We start from the raw sequence: 25,101 nt of genomic DNA, 5'->3' as shown, positions 1-25,101 counted from the left end.
GGTTGGCCATCGTCAGGCGGGCACGGTCGTGCCTTCCTGCTTGCGGTCGACGTCGTCGTCGGCGTTGACAGTGTCGACGATCTCGTCGGCGGCCGCGCTGCGCTCGGGTGCGAGCAGCCCGAGGCCGACGTAGAGCGCGAGCGAAACCAGGATCGGCGTTGCGACGAGGACGGTCTGGTTCGCCTTGAACACGTAGTACACCAGTGCGTAGTCGATCAGGCCGCCCGCCCAGGAGATCAGCGCCGCGCGCGGGCCGCACCTGCGGAACCACGGCAGCATGCCCAGCAGCAGCGGGATCGAGATCGGGCCCATCAGCGCGGCGACCCAGTTGACGACGATCTGCAGCACGCCGCCGAGGTTCTGCGCCTGGGTGGCCACCAGCATGGTCAGCGCGACGAAGATCACCGTGGTGATCCGCGCGGCCTTGAGGCCCTGGACGTCGGTCCACTGCCGGGTGCGGCGGAACATCGCCGGGATCATGTCCCGGGTGATCACCGCGGAGATCGCGTTGGCGTCGGAGGAAACCATCGCCATCGTGTGCGAGAAGATGCCGGCCAGCACCAGGCCGATCAGGCCCGGCGGCAGGAACGTCGTGGTCATGATCGCGTAGGACTGCGTCGGGTCCTTGACGCCGGGGATGAACAGCGGCGCCGCGAACATCGGGAACATGAGCACCAGCGGCCACAAAAGGTACAGCGCCGACGAAAGCCGCGCGCCGCGCCGGGCCTCGTGGGTGTTCGGCGCGGCCATGTACCGCTGCGCCAGGTTCCACATGCCTCCGTTGTACTCCAGCGTCTTCACCAGCACGTAGACGAGCAGGAAGATGGTGGTGTACTTGGACGTCACCGGGTTCACGTGCCCTTCGGGCAGCTTGTCCCACATCGTCCAGAGCGCGGAGATCCCGCCCAGCTTGCCGAGCACCACGACGATCATCACGATCGCGGCGATGGCCTGGATGACGAACTGGCCGAAGTCGGTGAGCGCGTCGGCCCACAGGCCGCCGATGGTGCAGTAGACCAGGGTGACCGCGCCGGTGATGAGGATGCCGAGGTTGTAGTCGAGCCCGGCGAAGACGTGCAGCAGGGTCGCGACGGCGAACCACTTGGCCGCGATGTCGAAGATCTTCAGCAGGCTGCCGCTCCAGGCGAGCGCCTGCTGCGTCGGCACGTTGTACCGCTTGGCCAGGTACTCCAGCGGCGAGGCGACGCCGAGCTTCGAGCGCAGCCGGTTCCAGCGGGCAGCGAACAGCCAGCTGCCGATGCCCACGCCGATGCCGATGCTGGCGAAGCCCCAGAAGTAAACGGTGACGCCGCTGGTGTACGCGACGCCCGCGTACGCGACGAAGAGCACGGCGCTGTACCCGGACATGTGGTGCGAGATGCCGGCCAGCCACCACGGCATCTTGCCGCCGGCCGTGAAGAAGTCCTTCACGTCGCTGACCCGTTTGTGCGACCACCAGCCGATCACGATCATCAGCGCGAAGTACGCGCAGACCATCGTCCAGTCGAGTGCGTGCACCGCAGGCTCCTTTCCGCGTCCACGTCGATGTGGTGCCACTGTTCACATCTATGAACGGAGTCTGTTATAGTGATTATGTTCATCCATAAGAACGTTGTTCGGGACGCTAATATGGCCGGAGTCACAAGTCAACGGCCGGACGGAGGCACACAAATGCCGCAAAAGGTGGACAACGCGGCCGAGAGTGCCCCGGCCGAGTCCTCGGGCGTGAAGTCCGCGCGCCGGGCCGTCGACCTCATCGAGACCTTCGCGGCGAACGACGTCTGGCTCTCGCTGTCCGACCTGCACGCGCGCACCGGCTTCCCGCGCTCGTCGCTGCACGGCCTGCTGCGGACGCTGCTGGAGGCGGGCTGGCTGGAGGCGGACACCAACACCGCCCGCTACCGCCTCGGCGTCCGCGCGCTGATCTGCGGCACGGCGTACCTGGACCGCGACGCCGTCGTCCCGTTCGCCACCGAAGCCCTCGAGCGCATCCGGGAGAAGACCGGCTTCACCGCGCACTTCGCGCGCCGCAACGGCACGGAGGTCGTCTACCTGGAGACCCGCGAGTCACAGCGGTCGACGCACCTCGTCTCCCGCGTCGGGCGCACGCTGCCCGCGCATGCGACGGCCCTGGGCAAGGCGCTGCTGGCCGAGCTGACGCACGACGAGATCGAGGCGCTGATGCCGGCGGCGCTGATCCCGCTCACCCCGAACACCATCACCACGCTCGAAGGCCTGCACGCCGAGTGCGCCGCGACGCGCGAGCGCGGGTACGCCGCGGAGATCGAGGAAGGCACGCTCGGCGTCCGGTGCGTCGCCGCGGTGATCCCGTACCGCATCCCGGGCACCGACGCGATCAGCTGCTCGATGCCGATCGCCCAGGTGGGTGACGACGACGCCCGCCGCGTCGGCGAGCTGCTCGCCGAAACCACCGCCGAGCTCGGGCAGCAGCTGCGCCGGGCCGGCATCCGCTAGCCGCCGCCCTCACCGAAAGGAACCCCATGACGGACCAGCGTGTGCTCATCACCGGGTCGGCGGGTGTCGTCGGCACCCTGATGCGCCCCCGCCTCAGGCGCGAAGGGCGCGTGCTGCGCCTGCTCGACGTCGCCCCGCAGACGGCGTCGGACGCCTCCGAAGAGATCGTGACCGCGTCGGTGACCGACCCGGCGGCGATGGCGGCGGCGTGCGAAGGCGCCGACGCGCTGATCCACCTGGGCGGGCACAGCCGCGAGAACTCGTGGGAGGCCACCCTCGACGTCAACATCAACGGGACGCAGACGGTCCTGGCGGCGGCGCAGGCCGCGGGGATCCGGCGGGTGATCCTGGCGTCGAGCAACCACGCGGTCGGCTTCCGCCGGGTCGACTCCGACCTGCCGGCGGACTCGTCACCGCGACCGGACACCTACTACGGCGTCTCCAAGGCGGCGATCGAGGCGCTGGGGAGCCTGTACCACTCCCGCTTCGGCATGGACGTCATCGTGATCCGCATCGGCTCGTGCTTCGAGACGCCGTTGCCGCTGGGCCCGCGCGGGTTGACGACGTGGCTGTCCCCCGACGACGGCGCCCGGCTGTTCGAGGCGTGCCTGTCGGCGCCTTCGCCGGGGTACCGGCTGATCTGGGGCGTCTCGGACAACACGCGCCGGATCTACTCCCTGGAGGAGGCGGAGGCGCTGGGTTACAAGTCCCTGGACGACGCGGAGGTGTACGCGGACCAGCTGGCCGCGAAGCCCGCCCCGACGGGAGCGGCGGCCGAGTACGTCGGCGGCCCGTTCTGCACCGCTCCCCTGGGCGCGCACAACCCGCTCTGACGGTTCCGGCAAGCCGCGGAGGTACTAGTACCTCCGCGGCTTCCGCCGTTCCCGGGTCCTCGCCAGGGTGACCCCCATGATCTTGAGATCCCGCCGGGCCCGGAAGTGGACGATCGCCGTGGCCAGTGCGCTCGTCGTCCTCATCGCCGGGGCCTACGCCCTGCTCCAGGTGGCCGACTCGCCGACCTTCCAGTTCTTCGGCACGCTCGTGGACCGCGTCGACACCACCGAGAAGGTCGTCGCGCTGACCTTCGACGACGGGCCTGATCCCGCCGGCACGCACACCATCCTGGACACGCTGAAAAGCCGTCAGGTGCCCGCGACCTTCTTCCTCATCGGCCGGGACATCGCCGCGCACCCGGACCTCGCCCGGGACATCGCCGCCGCCGGGCACGAGATCGGCAACCACAGCTTCCGCCACGACCGGATGATCGGCGTGACGCCGGCCTGGGTCGCCGACGAGGTCGAGGCCACCGACGCCCTGATCCGCGCGGCCGGCTACCCCGGCGAAATCCTCTTCCGGCCGCCGAACGGCAAGAAGCTGCTCGCCCTCCCGCGTTACCTGGCCGAGCACCACCGCACGACGATCACCTGGGACGTCGCCCCGGATTCCGCCGGCCTCCCGGACGCGGCCACCGTCGAACGGGCCGTCGTCGACCAGGTCCGGCCGGGCTCGATCGTGCTGCTGCACGCCATGTACGCCTCGCGCGAGCAGACGCGCCGGGCGATCGGGCCGATCCTCGACCAGCTGAAGCAGCGGGGCTACCGGTTCGTGACGGTGTCCCAGCTCATCGGTTCGGCAGGACGAGCCTGACCACCCACTCACCGTTCTGCGGGCCGTGCGTCACCGCTCCCCCGGCCGCCGCGGCCTGCTCCGCGAGCCCGGCCAGCCCGTGACCCGACCCCGGTTCAGCCGTCCCCCTCAGCGGGTTCCGCGCCGTGATCGTCACCCCCTCACCGGCGTCGACGCCGAGCCGAAGCCGGACGCCGGAACCGTTGTGCCGCAACGCGTTCACCGCCGTCTCGGCGACGAACCGCTCGGCCAGCTCCCGCACCGGACGCGGCAGGGCGGGCAGCACCGGGTCGCGGTCGAGGACCAGGCCCGCGGTGCGGAGCCGGGCCAGCACCTCGGCCAGGTCCGGGGCCCGTTCGGCGTCCTCGTGCAGGTCGTCCAGCGTGCGGCGGACGAGCGTCAGCGCTCCGCGCCCGGCGGCCAGCAGCGTGTCGAGGCGTTCGCGGTCGGCGTCGGTCAGGTCGCCGACCGCGCGCAGCGTCTCGGCCTGCACGAGCATCACGGCCGTGGTCTGGGCGAGCGTGTCGTGCAGCCGCCGGGCCGCGCGCTCGGCCCGGTCGGCCAGCGCGCGCCGGCGTTCGGCGCCGAGCAGCCACGCGACCGCGCAGATCGTGAGGGCGAGGACCGTGCCGTCGAGCGGGCCCTTCGCCGGGAACACGGCCGCGCCGACGGCCAGCGCCGCGGCGGCCGCGAGCCACCGCTGGGGTGTGCTGTACAGGGCGAGCAGCACCGGCACGTACATGGTGTTGCGCGGCTGGTCGAGCAGCAGGTGCCCGGCCGTCGCGAGGGTCACCAGGACCAGCACGGCGACCGGGGCGCGGCGGGACCACAGCAGCGGGACGAGCTGCACCGCGCTGAGCCCGGCCGCGAACCAGCCCTGGTGCGGCGTCCACGCCCCGCTCGCGAAGAACACCACGGCCACCGCCGCCGTCGTGACGAGGGACTGGCGCATGGGCCGACAGTAGAGTGCGGACATGATCCGGGTTCAGGTCGTCGACGACCACGCCCTGGTGCGCGAGGGCATCGCGCTGATCCTGGGCGCGCAGCCGGACCTCGACGTCGTCGCGCAGTACGCGAGCGGGCCGGAGCTGCTCGGCTCGTCCGTCGAGGCCGACGTCGTCCTGCTCGACCTCTACCTGCCGGACATGGACGGCCTCGAAGTCCTGCGCCGGCTGGGGCCCGGGGCGCCGCGGGTGCTGATCCTGACCACGGTCGGCCGGCCTCGGGAGATCCGCGAAGCCCTCAACGCGGGCGCGGCGGGGTTCGTCCTGAAGGACTCCTCCGGCGACGAGCTGGCGGCCGCCATCCGCGCCGCCCACCAGGGCGTGGCGGCGTTGAGCCCGGCGGCGGCGACCGCGTTGAGCGGCGGCGGGACGTTGACACCGCGGGAGCGGGACGTGCTGGAGCTGCTGGGCGAAGGACTGTCCAATCGCGACATCGCGGCCCGGCTGCGGCTGGCCGAGCGGACGGTGAAGGTGCACGTCGGCAACGTGCTGGCCAAGCTCGGGGTGACCAGCCGCACCCAGGCGGCGCTGGTGGCCAGGGACCGCTGAGCCGCCGAACGGCGCCACCGGCCGGCGTCTTGATCGGCTAACCTCGGGACAGGGGGGGGATCCGATATGACCTTTTTCGTCATCCGCGACGGCTCGGCCGTCCCGGCCGCGGTGGTCGAGGTGGACCACGACCGGGCCAGAGGGTTCACCCACGATCTGGTGTGGGTGCCGTTCGACCTGCCGGACGAAGCCGCCGAAGAGTGCAGCCACGACGAGTCCCGGCAGCACGTCCACACGATCGTCCGGCACGTCCGCGCGGAGCGGCAACGCACGCAGTGGCAAGGCGAGTACGAGTACTTCGTGCACCTCGCGTACCCCGACTTCGCCGACGAGCTGAAGGGCGCCAAAGCCCTCGTGCGCGGGCGTGACGGCGTCCGTGAGCGGCTCGGCGAAGACGGGACGTGGCGAGCGACGGGTGAAGACCCCGAGGGAACCGTTTCCCTGGCGATCACCGAGGCGGAACACGATCGGCTCCGCTGGGAGATCGCGCAGGCGCACTGGTTCGTCGCCCGGGACGAGCTGCCCTACCCCGTCGCCGTGGTGCGGCGCATCCCGGCCGTCGCCGAGGCCTATACGCGGAACCTCCGGTGGGAACCCGTTCCGCCGGGGCTGGAGCTCGAAGCGGTCGGCAGTGAGTACCAGGCGGAGGACCTTCGAGCCAAACTGGAGACCGGCGTGCGACTGGCCGCCCGCGCCGAGGGCACGGAGTACTTCGGTGTGAAGGAACGGGCGTCCGGAACCGTCCTCTCGGTGATCCGGCGGGTGAACGGCGTCGAAGAGGTGTTCGTGCGCGAGGGGTGGTGGGCCCGGTCCGATCGGCTCCTCCGCGACTTCGACCGCTGCCTGCCGCTCCTCGGCGCCGAGGAGGCCGAGCAGGTCATCGCGCGGCTCCCCCGCTCACGCTGCTTCCTCGTCGACGACGGGCGCACCGCCCCGCGCGCGGTGGTGCACCTCGACGGCGACACCGAACGGATCTTCGGGCGCGACCTCGAGTGGCGGACGGGCAGCCTGCGTGACGAGCTGGCCGGCCATCCGCACCGGACCGTCGAGGAGACCGGCCCGGACCAGGTGCTCATCCAGGCCTACCACCTGGCTCGGCAGGTCCGCCGGGTCAAGCAGCGCCACGAATGGGACGGCGATGCCTGGTACTTCGGCATCTACGGCACCTACCGGGAGACGTTCGACATCGCCGCCACGCGCCTGCTCGTCAGGACCGGGGTGGGTGACACCTGGTTCGGCGAGCGCTACGCCGGGCAGGGCCGGTGGGAGGAAACCCGCGAGCTGGACGACATCTGGCGCGGCCGCAGCTACGACAACGAACTCGCCCTCAGCCCGGCCGAAGCGGAAGCGATCGTGAAACGGCTCGGCTGACCCTCACCCCTTGACGTACCGGGTCAGCATCGCGACCATCTCGTCCTCCAGTTTCCCGGCGTCGATCGGGTCGGGCTCGGCCAGCAGGTCGTGCACGGCCAGCTCGACGGTCGCGATGACCAGGCGGGCCGCCGTCGCGGTGTCGGCGACGCGGACCTCCGGGTGCCCCTCCAGCAGGACGCGGGTGTGGCCGACCATGTCCCGCTTCACCCGGCCGATCCGCTCCAGCAGCTCGTCGGACCGCGGGGCCTGCTCCAGCAGCATGCGCAGCAGGTGCGGGTCGTCGAGGTGGGCTTCGACGGCGAGCCGGACGAAGACGCGGAAGATCTCCTCGATCGACTCGGGCAGCGGGCCGGTCAGCACCTTCGCCGCGGCCGCCGTGCCGTCGTCGAGGTGGCGGGTCAGCAGTTCGGCGAGGATCGCGTCCTTGTTCGGGAAGTACTGGTACAGCGACCCGATGGAGATCCCGGCGCGCTCGGCGATGCGGTTGGTGGTGCCCGCGGCGTAGCCGTGGTCAGCGAAAACGTGAGCAGCCGCGGTCAGGATCCGCTGCCGGGTCAGCTCGGCGCGGACCTGCCGCGGCTGTTTACGTGGCTGGATGCGGCGCTGGCCCGACGACACGGGAACCCTCCGGGAAAGCGAGTAGTCAAGATCTGAGTATTTGCTCATAATTGTGGCATGACCAGCACAAACACGCTGCACCGCGTCTCCGCGGCCGAGGTGCGGGCGCGGGTCGGCGAGCCCGAGGCGATGATCGAGGCCAAGATCGGCGACCGCATCGACACCCACGCCCGCCGCTTCATCGCGCACTCGCCGTTCCTCACCCTCGCGACGGCGGACGCGGCCGGCCGCGCCGACTGCTCGCCCCGCGGCGACTACCCCGGCTTCGTCAAGGTCCTCGACGAGCGCACCCTGGCCCTGCCCGACCGGCCCGGCAACAAGATCGCCGACTCCTTCCGCAACATCGGCGAGAACGACGGCGTCGGCCTGCTGTTCTTCGTCCCCGGCATGCGGGAGACGTTGCGCGTCAACGGAAGCGCGTACGTCACCGACGCCCCGGACGTGCTCGCCCGGATGCGCACCGAGGCGAAGGCGCCGATGCTGGCCATCGTCGTCGGCGTCGAGCAGGTGTACTTCCACTGCGGCCGGGCGCTGATCCGGTCGCGCTTGTGGGACCCGGCGAGCCAGGCGCTGGCGGCGGAGCTGCCCTCGGCCGGGGAAATCGCCGGCGAGAAGATGAACGTCGACCCGGCGCTGCTCGACCAGCTCCTCGAAGCCGGCTACCGGAAGCTGTACTGACGTGCAGAAAACCACCCTGGAGCGCATCGAGCGGGTGACCGACGACGTCGTCTCGCTGGTCCTGCGCGGCGACGAAGGCCCCCTGGCCCCGTGGGAACCGGGCGCGCACATCGACCTGGAGCTGCCGAACTGGCTGACCCGGCAGTATTCGCTGTGCGGGGACCCCGGCGACCTCTCGGCGTACCGGATCGCGGTCCGCTTCGACCCGCTGAGCCGCGGCGGCTCCGAGTACGTCCACCTGTTCCTGCAACCGGGCCGGACGCTGCCGGTTTCGGTGCCCCGCAACCACTTCCCGCTGCTCCCGGCGGAGGCGTACCTGTTCGTGGCGGGCGGGATCGGGATCACGCCGATCATGCCGATGCTGCGGGCCGCGGTCGCCTCCGGTGCCGCGGTGACGCTGGCGTACGCGGGCCGTGCGTTCGCCGCGGAACTCGCCGCGGAGTACGGAGAACGCGTGCGGCTCGGGCGCCCGGACCTCGCGGCGCTGGCGAAGGAGTTCCCGGCCGCGGAGGTCTACTGCTGCGGCCCGGCGTCCATGGTGGACGCGGCCGAGGCGGCGTTCCCCGCAGTGCACACCGAACGCTTCGAACCGACCCGGCGGACGTTCGGGCCCGGCACGGCGTTCGAGGTGGCCTGCGCCCGCTCCGGCGGCACGGTCGAGGTCCCGGCGGACGAGACGCTGCTGGACGCGCTGAACCACGCCGGGCGCCCGGTGCCCTCCGCGTGCCGGGAGGGTGTGTGCGGCAGCTGCGAGGTCGTGGTGCTGGCGGGCGAACCGGAACACCGCGACGACATCGGCGCCGCGCCCGGCCGGATGTACCCGTGCGTGTCGCGCTCGTCGTCACCCCGGCTCGTGCTGGACGTCTGACGGTCCCTCGGCGGCTCCGGCGTCCGTGCGCCGAAAACCCAGCTCAGAGCGGGTACCATCGCCGTCGAGGAGGCACGGTGGGCGAACTCGGGCTGGCCGACACCAATGGCATCCTCGCGCTGCCCTGGGTCCGCCCGGACCGGACCAGCGCCGGGCTCGGCTGGGACCGCGTCTACGTCTCCCGCCAGCGGGAACGCCCCTACCGCGCCGAGTTCGGCGCCGCCCGCAGCCACCAGCTGATCCTGCACCTCGACGGCCCGGTCACCGTCCGGCGCGCGGTCGGGACCCCGCGCGAGCAGAGCCGGCGGATGCCCGTCGGCGGGCTCTTCCTGCAGCCCTCGCACGCCGAGCTGTCCGTCGAGCTGGGCGGGGAGCTCGACTCCGTGCACGTCTACCTCGCCGACGACGCCGTGCAGGACGCCGCCGGGACGCACGCGCCGGTGCGGCTCGCCGAGGAGCTCGGCAGCCGCGATCCGCTGCTCGAACAGCTCGTGCTCGGCCTCGACGGCGTCGTCCGCGACTGGGAACCGGCCGCCCGCACCTACGCCGACCAGCTCGGCGCGCTGGTCGCTGCCCAGCTGGTCCGCCACCACCGCGCCGGGCGGGTCCCCGGGCCCGAGCCGGCCCGCGGCCTCTCCGACCGCCAGTTCGCGTCGGTCCGCGACCTGATGGCCGAACGGCTGGCCGAGCCGGTGCCGCTGGCCGACCTGGCGGCGCTGGCCGGGCTGAGCGTCAGCCAGTTCTCCCGCCGGTTCAAGGCCCGCACGGGCCTGCCGCCGCACCGGTACCTGCTGCGGCTGCGCGTCGAACAGGCCGGGCTGCTGCTGCGCACGGGCGACGACCCGATCGCGGAAATCGCCGTCCGCTGCGGGTTCTCCCACCAGGAGCACCTGACGCGGGTCCTGCGCGCCCAGCTCGGCACCACCCCGGCCGCCCTGCGCCGCGCGGGCTGACACACGCGCGTTTCGTGCCGTCGGGCAGCACGAACGTGCAGGACCGGGTCTCTTCGCGGCCGGATACTGCGTCGCATGACCTCGTTCAGCTACGCCGCGAACCCCGTCCGGGTGGTTTTCGGCTCGCTCGGCACCCTCGGCGCGGAGGTCGATCGCCTCGGGCTCGGCCGTGTGCTGCTGGTCGGCCGCCCACGCCACGGCGACCGGGCCGCCGAGGCGCTCGGCCCCCGGCTGGCCGCGCGGTTCGAAGACGCCACCGTGCACACGCCCGTCGACGTCACCGAACGCGCGCTCAAGGTCGTCGCCGAACACGACGTCGACGGCCTAGTCGCGATCGGCGGCGGCTCGGCGACCGGCCTGGCCAAGGCCCTCGCGCTGCGGACCGGCCTGCCGCAGCTGATCGTCCCGACGACGTACGCGGGTTCCGAGCTGACGTCGGTCCTCGGCGAAACGGCCGACGGCCGCAAGACCACCCGCCGCACCCCGGCGGTGCGGCCGTCGACCGTTCTCTACGACGTCTCGCTGACCCTTTCGCTACCGGTGCCCGTGTCGGCGGCGAGCGGGCTGAACGCGCTCGCCCACGCCGTCGAAGCGCGGCACGCCCCGGACGCCAACCCGATGACCGACCTGCTCGCCGCGGAAGCGATCGAGCTGCTCACCGGTGCCCTGCCGCGGATCGCGGCCGATCCGTCCGATGTGGACGCCCGCACCGACGCGCTGCGTGGCGCGTGGCTCGCGGGGACGTGCCTCGACGCCGTGCAGATGGGCCTGCACCACCGGCTCTGCCACCACCTCGGCGGCAAGTTCGGGCTGCCACACGCCGAAACTCACGCCGTCCTGCTCCCGTACGTCATGGCGCACCAGGGACTTGACGACGCGGCGGACGTGTTCGAGCTGGCCGCGTCGCTGCCGATCCCGCATTCGCTGGCCGAGCTGGGCCTCACCGAGGCGGACCTCGACGGCGAACCGGACTTCCTGCGCGCCGCGTGGCACGGCACCCGCCCGGCCGCGCGCCCGAGCCTGAAAGCGCTCACGAAACAGGTCGTCGACAGCTTCGCCGGGGCGCCGGACCGGGTGCGGTTCCTGCTGACCGACCTGGTCGAGACGCTGCACGGCTACGCGATCCGCACCGACCTCACCCAGGCCGAATGGGAGTACGCGATCGGCTTCCTGACCCGGGCCGGGCACATCACCACCGACACGCGCCAGGAGTTCATCCTGCTGTCGGACACCCTCGGCGTGTCGAGCGTCGTCGACGTCCTGACCAACTCGCGGACGCCGGACACGACGCCGTCGGCCGTCCTCGGTCCGTTCTATGTGGACGGACCACCGGAAACTCCCCAGGGGACGGACCTCGCCGCCGGGCTGCCGGGAACCCCGCTGCCGGTGGACGTCCGGGTGGTCGACACGGACGACCACCCGGTGGCGGACGCGGTCGTCGACGTCTGGCAATCCAATGAGGACGGCTTTTACGACGTCCAGCTGCCCGAAGTGGACGGACCGGTGCTGCGCGCCCGGTTCCGCACCGACGCCGGCGGACGGCTGCGGTTCCGGACGATCGTGCCGAGCGCGTACCCGATCCCGGCCGACGGACCGGTCGGGCAGCTGCTGGACGCCGTCGGGCGGCACCCCTACCGGGCGCCGCACCTGCACTTCATGATCGCCAAGCCCGGCTACCGGACGCTGATCACGCAGCTGTTCGTGGCCGGCGGGGAGTACCTCGGCTCGGACACCGTGTTCGGTGTCAAGGACGGCCTGATCGTCGACTTCACCGACGGGCTCGACTTCACCTTCCGGATCTCAGGGAGCAGTGCATGAGCTACGACACCGACGTCATCGTGGTCGGCAGCGGCCCGGCCGGCGGCTCCGCGGCCCTGCTGCTGGCCACCTACGGCGTACCCACCGTGCTGGCCACCAAGTACGGCTGGACGGCCAACACCCCGCGCGCCCACATCACCAACCAGCGGACCATGGAGGTGCTGCGCGACCTCGGCGTCGAGGACCGGGCCCTGGCCGCCGGGACGCCGCCGGAGCTGATGGGCGACACCGTGCTCTGCACGTCGCTGACCGGGCCGGAGATCGGCCGGATCGCCAGCTGGGGCACCGGCGACCGGTCGGCGTCCGAATACACGGCCGCGAGCCCGTGCCACATGATCGACCTGCCGCAGACCTACCTCGAGCCGATCCTGGTCAGCGAGGCCGCCGCGCGCGGCGCGAAACTGCGGCTGGACACGGAGTTCCTGTCCTTCACCCAGGACGAGTCCGGCGTCGACGTGCGGTTCCGCGACCGGGTGCGCGGCGACGAGTTCACGTTGCGCGCCAAGTACCTCGTCGGCGCGGACGGCGCCCGCAGCCGCGTCGCCGAGCAGGCCGGGCTGCCGATCGCCGGGCAGACCGGCAAGGCGGGCAGCATGAACATCACGTTCACCGCCGATCTCGCGCGGTACGTGGCGCACCGGCCGAGCGTGCTGTACTGGGTGATGCGGCCGGGCGCGCACCTCGGCGGGATCGGGATGGGCCTGGTGCGGATGGTGCGGCCGTGGAACGAATGGCTGCTGACCTGGGGGTACGACATCGCCCAGCCGCCGCCTTCGGTGGACGCCGAGGAGGCGACGCGGCTGGTGCGCGACCTGGTCGGCGACCCGGCGCTGGACGTCGAGATCACCTCGACGTCACTGTGGACGGTCAACCACAACTACGCGACCGAGTACCGCAGCGGCCGCGTGTTCTGCGCCGGGGACGCCGTGCACCGCCACCCGCCGTCGAACGGGCTGGGGTCCAACACGTCCGTTCAGGACGCCTACAACCTGGCGTGGAAGCTCGCGATGGTGCTGCGCGGCGAGGCGGGCGAAGGGCTGCTGGACAGCTACACGGCCGAGCGGGCGCCGGTGGGCAAGCAGATCGTCGACCGGGCGAACCTGAGCCGCGACCAGTTCGGGCCGATCTTCGCCGCGCTCGGCATCTCGGGCGACACCGACGCCGACGGCATCACCGCCGGCCTCGAGACGTGCCTCGCGCCGACGGCCGAGGGGGCCCGCAAACGGCGTGAGCTGGAGCGGGCGATCGAGCTGAAGCACTACGAGTTCAACGCGCACGGCGTGGAGCTGGACCAGCGGTACGTGTCGGGGGCGGTGCTGCCCGACGGCGTCCCGGCTCCTCCCGACCGCGATCCGGAACTGTTCCACCGGCCGAGCACCGAGCCGGGCGCGAAGCTGCCGCACGCGTGGCTGGTCGGGCCGCACGGACACCGGGTGTCCACTTTGGACCTCGTGGGCGGCGGCCGCTGGACGCTCCTGACCGGCCTCACCGGCAAGCCGTGGCTCGACGCGGCGGCCAAGGCCGGCGCCGAGCTGGGCCTGGACCTGCGCACGGTCCGCGTCGGCGACCCCGGCGCCCGCGACGCCTACGGCGACTGGTCCCGTCTCAGCGCCATCGCCGAAGACGGCTGCCTCCTCATCCGCCCCGACGCCTACATCGCCTTCCGCCACCCCACCCTCTCCCCCACCCCCGCACCAACCCTCCTCACCACCCTCCGCCACGTCCTGGACCGTGCTTGAAGAGGCATCACGCGTGTCCGGAGAGGCATCACGCGTGATTGGCGGGGCATCACGTCCGATGCCCCGCCAATCACGAGTGATGCCCCTTCAAGCACGCGTGATGCCTCTTGCCGCACGGTCAAGAAGTGACGTGGGTGAGGGTCACGGGGGTTTTCGGGGGGCCGCTGCCGTCGCCGATGCCCGGTTTGGCCGGGTCGATTCCGCGGCGGGCGATCGCGTCGAGGGTTTCGAGGCCGGTGTCGTCGATGCTGCCGAAGACCGTGTAGTCCGGCGGGATGTTCGTGTCGCCGAACACCAGGAAGAACTGGGAGCCGCCGGAGTCGGGGGAGGTCGTCTTCGCCATCGCGAGGACGCCGCGGCCGTACGTCAGCTCGGGGAACACCTCGTCGCGGATCGTGTAGCCCGGGCCGCCGGTGCCGTCGCCGGCCGGGTCGCCGCACTGGAGCATCTGCAGCCCGGTGATCACCGACAGCCGGTGGCACGACGTGCCGTCGTAGAACCCCTGCCGGGCCAGGCTCAGGAAGTTGACCACCGTGCACGGCGCCAGCGCGCGGTCCAGGGTCAGGCCGATGTCACCCGCGGTCGTCGCCAGCTGCACCCCGGCCGTCCCGGTCGACGGCGCCGGGCCGTCCGGTGGCAGCGCGGCCTTCTTCGGGGCCGGTGAGCTCGGGTCGGGGGTGAACGCGCACGTCACCGGGTCGGCCAGCGGCCTCGTCCGCTTCGGCGTCGGAGCTCGCCCGCCCGGGATCGCCGACAGGGTGCCGGGCGCGACCGGCGCCGAGCTCGACGACGGCGGCGCCGACCAGAACGCGCCGTCGGCCTGGGCGTCCGGCTTGCGCAGGAATCCCGGCGAGCCCCAGGCCAGGAAGGCCAGCACCATCACCACGACGACCGCGATCGACCCGGTGACCAGCACGATCGCCGTCGTCGAGGACGGCTTCGGCGGCGGCCACGGCGAATACTGGCCGGGTCTGCCGTCCGGCTCGCTCATCAACGCTCCCCTCGTCGGAGAGCACCATACTGCCGTGCGAACCGGCTTCCCGGGCGCGAACCCGGGAAGCCGGCTCAGCTCACGGCAGGCCCCACGGCGCGCTCGGACCGCCCGGCGCCACCGGCCGGACGCCGAAGTCGGGCCGATCCCCCTTCCGGTACACGAAGGCGTCCTCACCGCAGCCGAGTTCCACCTGGACGTCCCCCGTGGCCAGCCGCCGCCAGCGACGCGCCCGGCCGCGCGCGTCGGTCACCGCGAGCTCGCCGTCGATGCCCGGCCGCAGCACGCACGGCGCCCCGGCCTCGCTGTGCACCTTCAGCCAGCGCGTCTTCCCGCCGGTGCGGGACGCGCTGAGCAGGAACGCGCCCTCGGTGCGGAAGTCCCGCAGCGCGACGTCACCCCAGGCCGCCGGCACCGCCGGGAACAGCCGGACGACGCCGCCCCAGCTCTGCACCAGCATGTCCTGCAGGGACTTCGCCGCCGACAACGGCGTCTCGATGACCGGCCCGGACTCCTTGTACATCGTGTTCGGCTGGATGTACCGCCGCTGCAGCTCGCCGAGGTAGAACGCGGCCTGGTCGCCGCGCAGCATCTGCGCCGAGATCGACGCGGCCCCGGTGAACGTGTAGCCCTGCAGGGCGCCCTCGAAGCCGACCCAGTGGTTCAGCGACGTCTCGATGATCGCCCGGTGCTCCGGCTGCTCCCAGGTGACGTCGTAGAGCGGGTAGATCTGCAGGAGGTGCGAATAGTGCCGGTGCGACTTCGCGAACGGCACGCCGGCCCCGATCATGTACCCGTTGACGTCAGCCGGGTAGTCGACGAGGTTCGCGAGGACGTTCTGCCACTTCGACGCAAGGGGGTCGCCGGGCGCGGTCTGCAGCAGCGTCCGGCAGCCCCAGCGGATCAGCGACAGGTCGTAGTTGCAGTCCGGCGCGTTGACGCCGTACTCGGGCGAGAACGTCGGCGGCAGGTGCAGCCGGCCGTCCGGCCCGGGCGCGAGGAAGTGCAGGTAGTAGTTGATCGCTTTGCGCAGCAACGGGAACAACGTGTTCCGGAGCAACGCTCGGTCCATTGTGTGCCGATAGGACAGCCAGACGTTGTGCAGCGCCCAGGTCAGGTTGCCAACCTCCGGTGTCGGCGTGTCCTGCCCCGGGATCCCGACGGGGAACCCGCTGGTGGCGTTCGAGACGCCGTTGAGCAGCGTCATGTCGGTCGTCCGCGGGATGCCCGCCGAGTCGGCCTGGTAGGGCGAAGCGACCTGGCTGGACAGGTTAGCGCGGTACTTGTCCAGGGCACGGCTGACGGCGTCGAGCTCCAGGTGGTTCGAGCCGTGGATCAGCCAGTATTCGAGCTGGACGTTGAGGTTCCACCAGGTCGCCGGCCACGGCGTGTTCTCCAGCCACGGCCCGGACGTCGCCATCACCGGTGCCTCGCGCCGGGCCGCCGAAGCGACCTTGTACAGCTGGATCCAGTAGAAGCTCTGCAGCCGGGTGTCCGGAATGGACAGGAAGCTCTGCCGGTAGTAGTCGTGCCACCAGCGCCGGTGGTCCTGGGTCAGCGCGCCGAACTCCCCCGCCCGCCGGACCGTGCCCAGCGCCCGCGCCACCGACGTCTTTTCGGGGTGCGACCAGGCCACCGACGTGTACAGCGTGCGCGCGCCGCCGCGCGCGGCCTCACGCCACGCCGTCACGTGCTCACCACCGGCCAGCAGGGGCTGGACGGCCAGGTGCGCGTCACCACTGGTGGACAGCTGCACCGGCGGGTTCGCGGTGTACCCGGCGGGCGGCGGCTTGTTCCACACCGGATCGGCGCGCGGGCTGACCGCGACCGCCGGGTGGAACACCCACCTGAACCCGCGTTCCCCCTCGGACGGCCGGATTTCGACGGCCAGCAGCGACTGTCCGGTGTGGACTATCGCGCGCAGGCTCAGGCTGCCCGACGCGGTCGTGATCGTGCCGGTCAGCTCGGCGTTCCACAGGTCCATCCGCCAGTCGATCGCGGTGATCGCGCCGACCGGTTCGAGCGTGAAGTACCCGATCGGCAGCCGGGCCAGGCCGAAGAGGGAGCCGTACTCCGGGCGGTGGTCCTGGACCTGGCTGTGCTGGACGTTGAACCGGATCGCGTTCTGCCCCGGCTCGGCGTAGATGCCGGAGCCGAGGAACCCGTTGCCCAGGAACGGGCCTTCGTACCAGGTCTTCGGCAGCCGCCGCCAGTACAGGTCCGCGGTGCCCAGGAACCCGGCCCAGCCGAAGTCGTCGCCGCCGGGTGCCGCCGCAGCGAACCCCGGGGTCAAGCCGGTGGCAGCGATCCCGGCGAGCGCGCCGCCGAGCACGGTTCTGCGGGTGATGTCCATTCGACCTCCTCGTCGAAAACGCCAGTTCAGCTCGGCAGGCCCCACGCCGGCGCGGGGCCGAGCGCGGGGACGTCCCGAGGCGCGAAGCCGGGTCGCCCGCCCCGCGGGGTGACGACGGCGGTGCCGCCGCGGGGCAGCCCGATCGCGATCCGCCAGGGCCCGGCCGGGCGCCACGGCAGCCGCCGGCCGTGCTCGTCGCGGACGTCGACGTCCCCGGCGATGCCGTGCTGGAGCACCAGGGGCTCACCGGCTTCGCTGTGCACGCGGACGAATTCGGTCCGGCCGTCGCGGCGGGAGGCGTCCACGAGGAACGCGCCTTCCGCGCGCAGCCCGGCGATCGAGGCGTCCGGCCAGGTCGCCGAGACCGCCGGAAAGACCTTGAGCACCCCACCGGATCCCTGCATCAGCATGTCCACAACGGACTGCGCGGCGGTGATCGGGCTCTCGATGGCGAAGTTCGATCCCTCCCGGTACATCGTGTTGGCGGTGAGCTCGGTGTCGGCCACGATGTTCCGGTCGAGGAAGAACTTCAGGTACCGCAACGCTTCTTCGGGCGCGTCCATCACCGACTTCATCGACGACGCGGCCGCGTAGCTGTAGCCGTGCCAGGCGGATTGGTCGGCGGCCCAGTGGTCGAAGGTGCGCGTCATGAGGTCGCGGTCGCCCGGGGTGTCCCAGACCTTCTCCCGCAACGGGTACAGCCACAGCAGGTGCGAGAAGTGCCGGTGCGACGCGGCCAGCGGAACGCCGTCGCCGATCAGCACCCCGGCCGCAGGGTCCTCGTGGTACGGCACTAGTTTCGCACTGATCTCCCGCCAGATCGGCACGCGCGGCTCGTCCAGGCAAAGGATCCGGGCCGCCTCGACGAGCGTGCGGGCCGCCCACCGGATGAGCGAAAGGTCGTAGGTGCAGTCGGGCGCGTCGGCGTACTCCGGCGACCGGGTCAGCGGCAGGTGCAGCGCCCCGTCCGGGCCGGTGACCAGGAAGTGGCGGTAGAAGTTGAGCGCCTTCGCCAGCGTCGGGTACAGGACGTCACGCAGCACGCGCCGGTCCAGGTGGTGCCGGTAGGCGAGCCAGACGTTGTGCAGGCCCCACAACAGGTTCCCGGTCTGGTCGGTCTTGGACGTCGTCCCGGGGACGCCCACCGAGCGCGTGCCGCCGGGCCGCAGCCGCCAGTCGCCGGGGTGCGAGAGGGCGTAGGTGTCGCCGTCGCGGTACGCGGGCGGGACGGACACCTCGAGGTTCGCGTGGTCGCGCCGGAACGTCTCGGTCACGGCGTCGAGTTCGGGGTGGTTGGTGCTGTTGACGATCGGGTAGGTGACCTGGACGTTGAGGTTCCACCAGACGGCGGTCCAGCTGTTGCCCACCTCGGGGAACCACGGCCCCCATTCGGACACGACCGGCCCTTCGGCGCGGGTGGCGGCGGCGATCTTGTACAGCTGGATCCAGTAGAACCGCTGCACCTGCTTGTCGGGCACCGAAACGAAACTGCGCCGGTGGAAGTCGTTCCACCAGCGGCGGTGGCGGGCGAGCAGGACGTCCGGCCGCGCGGCAAGCGCTTTCCGGACGGCGTCGCGCGCGTCCGCGGTGTGCGTGGTGCCCGGGAAGCTGTAGGCGACCGCGGCGGCGAACAGCCGCCGTGTGCCGGTGGTGCGTTCCTGCCACGCCGTCGTGTACCCGCCGCCGGCGAGCATCGGCTGGGCGCAGTAGCCCTCGGCCTGCTCCGGCGCCGGGTTGGCGACGTACTCGGGCGGCTTGCGGACGGTCCGGGTGGTCGCGGATTCGAGGGGCCGGAACGCCCAGGCGGCGTTCGCTTCCCCCGCGCTCGGGGTCAGCGAGACGAGCAGCACGCTCGAGTCGTTGTGCACGACGGCGGAGAAGGCGACCGAGCCCTGCGTGGTGGTGATGGTGCCGCCGAGTTCGGCGTTGTAGAGGTCGAGCGTCCAGTCGACGGCGGTGATCGCGCCGGCCAGGGTGAGCGTGAGGTAGCCGATGGGCAGCCGCGACAGCCCGATGCCGGCTTCCCACTGGATGCGCTGGTCCTGCACCTGGGTGTGGCTGAGCATGATCTTGAGGACCTGCGGCGTCGCGCCGGCGTAGACCTGGGCACCGAGGTAGCCGTTGGCCAGGAACGGGCCTTCCTGCCAGTTCTTCGGCAGCCGCCGCCAAAGCATCCGCGCATCGGCGGCGACCCGCGCGTGCGGATTCCCGCCACCGGCGGCGAGCGCGGGCGGGGCCGCACGGGCCCAGAGACCCCCGAAGGCCGCCGCCCCGGCGAGGACCGAAGCCGAGCGGAGCACCGTCCGCCGGGACACTGCGTCCATGAAGCATCCTCCGAATTCATACAACGTTTCGGCAAGATCCAGCGGCGGCGTGCGGTCATACTTGCAGAGAGACGGCCAAAAGGCCAGAGGAGTTCACCCGGAAAGCGGCAGAGACATCCGATGAATCAGGGAAGCGGCGGCAGGGCCGGCGTCCACAGCCAGCGGGTGAAGAACGCGCTCAGCGACCGTCCCGCATGCCTCTCCGCGGCGGCCACGAACGCCTCCGTCGTCACCAGGCCGTGCCGGTGCTCCTCGGCCCACGACTTCAGCAGCGCGAAGAACGCCGGGTCGCCGATCTCCGCGCGCAGGGCGTGCAGCGTCAGCCCGCCGCGCTTGTACACCCGCTCGTCGAACATCCGGGCCACGCCCGGGTCGGCGATCCGGACGTCCGCCGGCTTGGCCTTGATGCGCGTGTACCACTCGCGGGCCAGGGCCGCGGCCGCCGGGCCGCCGGACTCCTCCGACCACAACCACTCGGCGTACGTCGCGAAGCCCTCGTTCAGCCAGATGTGGCGCCAGTCCGCCACCGTCAGGCTGTTGCCGAACCACTGGTGGGCCAGCTCGTGCAGCACCAGCCGCTCGTGGGTGCGGCGGCCGTCGACGTGGTTGGCGCCGAAGATCGCCATGCCCTGGGCCTCGATCGGGTCGTCGAGGTCGTCGTCGGTGACGACGATGACGTACTCGGCGAACGGGTACGCGCCGAACAACCGCTGCAGGAACTCCATCATCCGGCCCTGGCGCCCGAAATCGCGGTCGAACGCGCGGCGCAGGCGCGGGGGCACGGCCGCCCGCTGCGACACCGTCTCGAAGATCGACTCCACCTGGCCGGTCGCGCGCCCGATGCCGAGGCTCAGCCGGCGCAGCCCGACGCCGGTGTGCGGGAACCAGCCGCGGCCGGTCAGCTCGACCTCGTCGTAGCGGCCGATCTGCACGCTCATCAGGTACGTCGCCGTCGGCTCGCGCCGCTCGTGGACCCACTTCGTCGTGCTCGCCGACGTCGTCCGCTCGACCAGGGTGCCGGTGACCGCGACCAGGTACGGCGACGCCGTCGTCACGCTCACCCGGTAGGCCGCCTTGTCCGACGGGTGGTCGTTGCACGGGAACCACGACGGCGCCCCGACCGGCTGGCTCGCCACCAGCGCGCCGTCGGTCAGCTCGTCCCAGCCGACGTCACCCCAGCGGCTGCGCACCGGCCGCGGATTGCCGACGTAGTGCACCTCGACGGTGAACGCGGCACCCGCCGGGATCGACCTCGCCGGCTTGACGTGCAGCTTCGCGCCCCGCTTGAGGTACTTCGCGGCCTTCCCGTCGACGAGCACGCGATTGATCCGGAACTCGCCGAAGTCGAAGCTGACGCGCGACAGCGCCTGCGTCGCCTCCGCGGTGATCACCGCGGAGGCCGACAGCCGGTTGGGCGCGACCTTGTAGTCGAGGTTCAGGTCGTAGTGCCGGGTCCGGTAGCCGCCGTTGCCGTGGGCCGGGAGGTAGGGATCACCCGAGGTGTCCGCGCCGGGGGCCGGTGCCGGAGCCTTCGAAATCACCCGTCGCGAACCTTTCCTCGTGCGTGCTGGAACCAGGCTCGCACGGACGGGTGAGTCCGGCGCGCCCGGTCCTGCTTTCGTTACCTACCGGCTTACTTACCCGGCCACGCCGAGATCGGGTTGCCCAGCCAGCGGGTGTCGGCCGGCACCTCGTCGCCGCGGGTCACCAGCGAGCCTGGGCCGACCGTCGTCCGCGCGCCGATGCCCGCGCCCGGCAGCACGATGCCGTGCGGGCCGAGGGTGGCACCCTCGCCGAGCGTCACGCTCGACATGCTCATGATCCGGTCGTGGAACAGGTGCGTCTGCACGACGCAGCCGCGGTTGATCGTCGCGCCGTCGCCGAGTTCGACCAGGTCGGCCTCGGGCAGCCAGTACGTCTCCAGCCAGACGCCGCGGCCGATCTTGACGCCCATCGTGCGCAGCCACGCGGTCAGCAGCGGAGTGCCGCCGACCGAGCCGATCAGCCACGGCACCGCGAGGGCCTCGACGAAGGTGTCGGCCAGCTCGTTGCGCCAGACGAAGGAGCTCCACAGCGGGTGGTCGACCTCGCGGAACTTGCCGACCAGCAGCCACTTCATGACCGTGGCGGTCAGCGCCGCGACGATCCCGGCGGCCAGCAGGGCGGGCCCGGCCAGCAGCAGGGCGATGCCGAATCCGTACGCGGAAGCCACCCACAGCAGCGCGAAGGCGACCGTGACGGTCAGCGCGACCCCGCACATGACCGGGACGATCCGGCACAGCTCGACCAGCGCCCGCGCCGCCTTGAGGTGCAGCGCCGGGGTGTAGGTGCGGCTCGTGTCGGCCTCGCCGACCGCGCGGCGCACCGGCAGCGGCGGCATGCCGAGGTACGACGAGCCCTTCTTCGCCTTCAGCGGCGTCGAGGACAGCACGCCGACCAGGCCGCGCTTCGGCACCGAACGGCCCGGCGCGGTCATCCCCGAGTTGCCGAGGAACGCCTGCTTGCCGATCCGCGCCGGGGCGACGTGCAGCCAGCCGTGGCCGAGCTCGTAGGTGGCGACCATGGTGTCGTCGGCCAGGAACGCACCACTGTCGACCTTGGTCATCTTCGGCAGGGCGAGCACGGTCGACGCTTCGACGTTGCGGCCGACCTTCGCGCCGAGCAGCCGCAGCCAGACCGGCGTGAACAGGCTGGCGTACAGCGGGAACAGACCTTCGCGGGCCATGCTCATCAGCCGTTCGGTGGCCCAGACCTGCCAGGCGACACGGCCGTGCACCGGGTGGTACCCCTCGACCATGCCGATGCTCAGCGCCCGGACACCGACCAGCACCAGCAGCATGTACGCCAGGAAGTACGCGGCGGTCGCGGCCGGCACGAAGACCAGCGCGCGGGTGAACGCGTCGAGCAGCGTCGGCGCACCGGCGATGCCGTAGCCGAGGACGACGACCCCGGCCAGCGCGGCCACGCCGGGCAGGAAGCCCAGCGCCACCGACGTCACGCCGTAGAGGGCGGCCCAGAGGTGCGACCGCGGCGGACGGCTCGACGGCCACTTCAGCGCGTCCCGCTCGTCCTTGGCGACGCGCGCGGCGGGCGAACCGGCCCAGCGCTGCCCGGCCGGGACGGCGCCGCGGACGGTGGAGCCGGCCGCGATCTCCGCGCCCTTGCCGATGCGGGCGCCCGGGAACAGCGTGCTGCGGGCACCGACGCGGGCCTCCGCGCCCACGCGGACCTTGCCGATGTGCACGACGTCGCCGTCGACCCAGTGCCCGGTCAGGTCGACCTCGGGCTCGATCGCGGCGCCGCGGCCCAGCTTGAGGAAGCCGGTGACCGGCGGCGGCGAGTGCAGGTCGACGCCCTTGCCGATCCGCGCGCCGAGCGCCTTCGCGTACGTGGTCATCCAGGACGCCGCGGCGACGCTGTCCGCGCCGCTGAACTCGGCCAGCTTTTCGGCCGTCCACAGTCGCAAGTGGACGCTCCCACCGCGCGGGTAGGTGCCGGGGCGGACGCCGGAGAGGAGCACGCGCGCACCGCCGGCGGCGATCGCGATCCGGCCGAACGGGCTGAACAGCACCACCCAGGCCAGGCCGATCCAGGCCCAGCTCAGAGTCGGCGCCCAGGCGAACCCGAGCAGGGACAGGACGTTCGACAGCGCGGCGGCGAGCGTCGCCCAGCGCAGCCCGACCAGGCCCATCAGCGGGACCATCAGCACTGTCTGGATGACACCGGCACGGCGCTTGGTCGGCGCGATGTCGCGGCGTTCGGTGGCCTGGCCGCTCAGCGCGTCCAGCATCGCGGCCAGCGCGCCCAGCTTGGGGTGGGCGTAGATGTCGGCCACCGACACCTGCGGGTGCCGGGTGCGGATGCGGGCGACCACCTGGGCGGCGGTCAGGCTGCCGCCGCCGTGGGTGAAGAAGTCGGCCTTCGGGCTGTCGACCGACACGCCGAGGATTTCGGCCCAGCCTTCGGCGAGCCACGTCTCGGTCGGGGTCAGCCCGGAAGCCTCCACTGTGGACAGCGGCCACGGGAGGGCGTTGCGGTCGACCTTGCCGGAGGTGCGGGTCGGCAGGTCGTCGACGACGGCGAGCAGCGGGACCAGCGCGGCGGGCAGGTGCTCGCGCAGGCGGGTCGCCGCCTGGTCGAGGTCGAAGTCTTCGGCCGTGGGGACGACGTACCCGACGAGGACCTGGTTGCCGGCCTTGGTGCGGCGGATCGCGGCGGCCGCGCCCTGCACGCCCGGCAGGGCCTGCAGCGCGGCGTCGACCTCGCCCAGCTCGATGCGGCGGCCGCCGAGCTTGACCTGCTCGTCGAGCCGGCCGAGGAACAGCAGGCCCTCTTCTTCGGCGCGGACCATGTCGCCCGAGCGGTAGGCGCGCTGCCAGCCCAGCGACGGCAGCGGCGCGAACTTCCCGGCGTCCTTGGCCGCGTCGAGGTAGCGGGCCAGGCCGACGCCGCCGATGACGAGCTCACCGGTCTCGCCCATGGCGACCGGCTCACCTTCTTCGTTGACGACGGCGAGCTGCCAGCCGACGAGCGGCAGGCCGATGCGGACCGGGCCCTCGCCGGTCAGCTGCGCGGCGCAGGCGACGACGGTGGCCTCGGTCGGGCCGTAGGTGTTCCAGACTTCGCGGCCTTCGACGGCGACGCGCTCGGCCAGCTCGGGCGGGCACGCTTCGCCGCCGAAGATGAGCAGGCGGACGTCCTCGAGCGCGTCGGCGGGCCACAGGGCGGCCAGTGTCGGCACGGTCGAGACGACGGTGATGCGCTGCGCGACCAGCCACGGGCCGAGGTCGACGCCGGTGCGGACCAGCGCGCGCGGCGCCGGGACCAGGCAGGCGCCGTGGCGCCAGGCCAGCCACATCTCTTCGCAGGAGGCGTCGAAGGCGACGCTCAGGCCGGCCAGGACGCGGTCGCCGGGGCCGATCGGCTCGTCGGTGAGGAAGAGCTCGGCCTCGGCGTCGACGAACGCGGCCGCGCTCGCGTGGCTGACCGCGACGCCCTTGGGCTTGCCGGTGGAACCGGAGGTGAAGATGATCCAGGCGTCGTCGGCCGGACCCGGGACGCCTTCGCGGCCGCCCGGGGTGCTGTGGACCTCGATCCTGCCGTCGGTGGCGACGGCCGCGACCTGGGCTTCCTCGAAGACCAGCTCGGCTCGCTCGTCCGGGTCGTCCGCGTCGACCGGCACGTAGGCGGCGCCGACGGAGAGGGTGGCGAGGATGGCGGTGTACAGCTCCGCGGTGCCGGAGGAGATCCGGATGCCGACGCGGTCGCCGAGGCCGACGCCGTAGCCCTTGAGGCGGCGGCCGTAGGCGTCGATCTCGTCGAGCAGCCGCCGGTAGGTCAGCGTGGTGGTGCCGTCGTCGATCGCGGCGGCGTTCGGGTGCCGCTCGGCAGTCGCGGCGAGGACGTCGAGGAGCGTGCGCTCGCCGGCGCCGAGGCCGGACCAGAAGAGCGCCCGATCGGCGAGGATGACCTCGGGGGTGGTTCCGGTGGGCTCGATCGTGACGGTCATCGGGCGTTCACCTCGACCGTGCGGAAAACGTGCAGGGACAAACCATGGGCGCGCAAGCCCACCACTCACCTTTCGGGAGCCTCAATCGGGCTCGCTCTCCTGGTTGAGGCGCCCGCAACGACCATCCACTCTAACGCAAGATGAACGAAAGATATCTCCAGGATCACGCTTGCGTGTCGGACCTCACGATCAACGGGGCATCACGCGTGATCAGAGGGGCAT

Annotated in this window: 18 protein-coding genes; 10 read left to right on the top strand and 8 right to left on the bottom strand. The window is 72.0% G+C overall.

The features are described from left to right. Positions 1–12: 12 nt before the first annotated feature. Positions 13–1,518, bottom strand: coding sequence for a sodium:solute symporter family protein (locus tag ABZW17_RS19010; protein ID WP_354815254.1), 1,506 nt, complete (start codon positions 1,516–1,518; stop codon positions 13–15). A 153-nt stretch (positions 1,519–1,671) separates the two neighbouring features. Here ABZW17_RS19010 and ABZW17_RS19005 point away from each other — a divergent pair, with 153 nt between their 5' ends. From ABZW17_RS19005 to ABZW17_RS18995, 3 genes are all read left to right on the top strand, one after another. Further along, positions 1,672–2,475 carry an IclR family transcriptional regulator gene (locus ABZW17_RS19005; RefSeq protein ID WP_354815251.1) on the top strand — a complete coding sequence of 268 codons (804 nt, stop codon included), beginning with the start codon at positions 1,672–1,674 and terminating at the stop codon, positions 2,473–2,475. A gap of 26 nt (positions 2,476–2,501) precedes the next feature. Beyond that, a complete protein-coding gene (locus ABZW17_RS19000) occupies positions 2,502–3,308 on the top strand; it encodes an NAD(P)-dependent oxidoreductase (protein WP_354815248.1) in 807 nt (268 codons plus the stop codon). Positions 3,309–3,384: 76 nt separating this feature from the next. Next, complete coding sequence (locus tag ABZW17_RS18995) at positions 3,385–4,122, top strand: polysaccharide deacetylase family protein (RefSeq protein ID WP_354815245.1); 738 nt, start codon at positions 3,385–3,387, stop codon at positions 4,120–4,122. Here the strand turns inward: ABZW17_RS18995 and ABZW17_RS18990 are convergent. Next, on the bottom strand, positions 4,097–5,053 hold the full coding sequence (locus ABZW17_RS18990; RefSeq protein ID WP_354815242.1) for a histidine kinase: 957 nt from the start codon (positions 5,051–5,053) through the stop codon (positions 4,097–4,099). The two genes, ABZW17_RS18995 and ABZW17_RS18990, sit on opposite strands and share 26 nt — an antisense overlap. Positions 5,054–5,075: 22 nt before the next feature. Here ABZW17_RS18990 and ABZW17_RS18985 point away from each other — a divergent pair, with 22 nt between their 5' ends. Together ABZW17_RS18985 and ABZW17_RS18980 are read left to right on the top strand one after the other, a co-directional pair. After that, complete coding sequence (locus ABZW17_RS18985; protein WP_354815240.1) at positions 5,076–5,654, top strand: response regulator transcription factor; 579 nt, start codon at positions 5,076–5,078, stop codon at positions 5,652–5,654. 66 nt (positions 5,655–5,720) lie between these two features. Next, a complete protein-coding gene (locus tag ABZW17_RS18980) occupies positions 5,721–7,025 on the top strand; it encodes a hypothetical protein (RefSeq protein ID WP_354815237.1) in 1,305 nt (434 codons plus the stop codon). Between the two features lie 3 nt (positions 7,026–7,028). On the opposite strand, the gene ABZW17_RS18975 is transcribed toward ABZW17_RS18980, so the two are convergent. Next, a complete protein-coding gene (locus ABZW17_RS18975; protein ID WP_354815234.1) occupies positions 7,029–7,646 on the bottom strand; it encodes a TetR/AcrR family transcriptional regulator in 618 nt (205 codons plus the stop codon). Between the two features lie 57 nt (positions 7,647–7,703). On the opposite strand from ABZW17_RS18975, the gene ABZW17_RS18970 reads away from it, so the two are divergent. From ABZW17_RS18970 to ABZW17_RS18950, 5 genes are all read left to right on the top strand, one after another. Beyond that, positions 7,704–8,324 (top strand): MSMEG_1061 family FMN-dependent PPOX-type flavoprotein, encoded by a 621-nt coding sequence (locus ABZW17_RS18970; RefSeq protein ID WP_354815231.1) that lies wholly within the window; start codon positions 7,704–7,706, stop codon positions 8,322–8,324. A gap of 1 nt (position 8,325) precedes the next feature. After that, on the top strand, positions 8,326–9,192 hold the full coding sequence (locus tag ABZW17_RS18965; RefSeq protein WP_354815228.1) for a PDR/VanB family oxidoreductase: 867 nt from the start codon (positions 8,326–8,328) through the stop codon (positions 9,190–9,192). Positions 9,193–9,269: 77 nt separating this feature from the next. Further along, positions 9,270–10,145, top strand: coding sequence for an AraC family transcriptional regulator (locus ABZW17_RS18960; protein ID WP_354815225.1), 876 nt, complete (start codon positions 9,270–9,272; stop codon positions 10,143–10,145). 75 nt (positions 10,146–10,220) lie between these two features. Continuing rightward, positions 10,221–11,963 carry a maleylacetate reductase and hydroxyquinol 1,2-dioxygenase domain-containing protein gene (locus ABZW17_RS18955; RefSeq protein ID WP_354815222.1) on the top strand — a complete coding sequence of 581 codons (1,743 nt, stop codon included), beginning with the start codon at positions 10,221–10,223 and terminating at the stop codon, positions 11,961–11,963. Beyond that, positions 11,960–13,702, top strand: a complete 1,743-nt coding sequence (locus ABZW17_RS18950) for an FAD-dependent monooxygenase (RefSeq protein ID WP_354815219.1) — start codon at positions 11,960–11,962, stop codon at positions 13,700–13,702. Before ABZW17_RS18955 ends, ABZW17_RS18950 begins: the two co-directional genes overlap by 4 nt. Positions 13,703–13,820: 118 nt before the next feature. Here ABZW17_RS18950 and ABZW17_RS18945 read toward each other — a convergent pair whose 3' ends face one another. The 5 genes from ABZW17_RS18945 to ABZW17_RS18925 all read right to left on the bottom strand — a co-directional run bounded on the left by ABZW17_RS18945 (position 13,821) and on the right by ABZW17_RS18925 (position 24,879). Beyond that, entirely contained in the window at positions 13,821–14,693 is an 873-nt protein-coding gene (locus ABZW17_RS18945; RefSeq protein WP_354815216.1) for a peptidylprolyl isomerase, read from the bottom strand. Between the two features lie 79 nt (positions 14,694–14,772). Next, a complete protein-coding gene (locus ABZW17_RS18940; RefSeq protein ID WP_354815213.1) occupies positions 14,773–17,046 on the bottom strand; it encodes a Tat pathway signal sequence domain protein in 2,274 nt (757 codons plus the stop codon). A gap of 26 nt (positions 17,047–17,072) precedes the next feature. After that, positions 17,073–19,370: a glycoside hydrolase family 95-like protein gene (locus ABZW17_RS18935; protein WP_354815210.1), complete on the bottom strand. Its 2,298-nt coding sequence runs from the start codon at positions 19,368–19,370 to the stop codon at positions 17,073–17,075. 125 nt (positions 19,371–19,495) lie between these two features. After that, a complete protein-coding gene (locus ABZW17_RS18930; RefSeq protein WP_354815207.1) occupies positions 19,496–20,911 on the bottom strand; it encodes a M1 family metallopeptidase in 1,416 nt (471 codons plus the stop codon). 92 nt (positions 20,912–21,003) lie between these two features. After that, on the bottom strand, positions 21,004–24,879 hold the full coding sequence (locus ABZW17_RS18925; RefSeq protein WP_354815204.1) for a Pls/PosA family non-ribosomal peptide synthetase: 3,876 nt from the start codon (positions 24,877–24,879) through the stop codon (positions 21,004–21,006). Between the last annotated feature and the right edge of the window lie 222 nt (positions 24,880–25,101).

It is taken from the genome of Amycolatopsis sp. NPDC004625 (assembly GCF_040609695.1).
Lineage (GTDB): Bacteria > Actinomycetota > Actinomycetes > Mycobacteriales > Pseudonocardiaceae > Amycolatopsis.
The sequence above is the reverse complement of the archived record's forward strand: the minus strand, read 5'-3'. Positions and strand labels throughout refer to the sequence as shown.

Excerpts from the sequence above, each read along its gene's own strand:
- ABZW17_RS19005 (WP_354815251.1), top strand. The coding sequence starts at position 1,672 with ATGCCGCAAAAGGTGGACAACGCGGCCGAGAGTGCCCCGGCCGAGTCC.
- ABZW17_RS19000 (WP_354815248.1), top strand. The coding sequence starts at position 2,502 with ATGACGGACCAGCGTGTGCTCATCACCGGGTCGGCGGGTGTCGTCGGC.
- ABZW17_RS18995 (WP_354815245.1), top strand. The coding sequence starts at position 3,385 with ATGATCTTGAGATCCCGCCGGGCCCGGAAGTGGACGATCGCCGTGGCC.
- ABZW17_RS18990 (WP_354815242.1), bottom strand. The coding sequence starts at position 5,053 with ATGCGCCAGTCCCTCGTCACGACGGCGGCGGTGGCCGTGGTGTTCTTC.
- ABZW17_RS18985 (WP_354815240.1), top strand. The coding sequence starts at position 5,076 with ATGATCCGGGTTCAGGTCGTCGACGACCACGCCCTGGTGCGCGAGGGC.
- ABZW17_RS18980 (WP_354815237.1), top strand. The coding sequence starts at position 5,721 with ATGACCTTTTTCGTCATCCGCGACGGCTCGGCCGTCCCGGCCGCGGTG.
- ABZW17_RS18970 (WP_354815231.1), top strand. The coding sequence starts at position 7,704 with ATGACCAGCACAAACACGCTGCACCGCGTCTCCGCGGCCGAGGTGCGG.
- ABZW17_RS18955 (WP_354815222.1), top strand. The coding sequence starts at position 10,221 with ATGACCTCGTTCAGCTACGCCGCGAACCCCGTCCGGGTGGTTTTCGGC.
- ABZW17_RS18950 (WP_354815219.1), top strand. The coding sequence starts at position 11,960 with ATGAGCTACGACACCGACGTCATCGTGGTCGGCAGCGGCCCGGCCGGC.
- ABZW17_RS18945 (WP_354815216.1), bottom strand. The coding sequence starts at position 14,693 with ATGAGCGAGCCGGACGGCAGACCCGGCCAGTATTCGCCGTGGCCGCCG.
- ABZW17_RS18940 (WP_354815213.1), bottom strand. The coding sequence starts at position 17,046 with ATGGACATCACCCGCAGAACCGTGCTCGGCGGCGCGCTCGCCGGGATC.
- ABZW17_RS18935 (WP_354815210.1), bottom strand. The coding sequence starts at position 19,370 with ATGGACGCAGTGTCCCGGCGGACGGTGCTCCGCTCGGCTTCGGTCCTC.
- ABZW17_RS18925 (WP_354815204.1), bottom strand. The coding sequence starts at position 24,879 with ATGACCGTCACGATCGAGCCCACCGGAACCACCCCCGAGGTCATCCTC.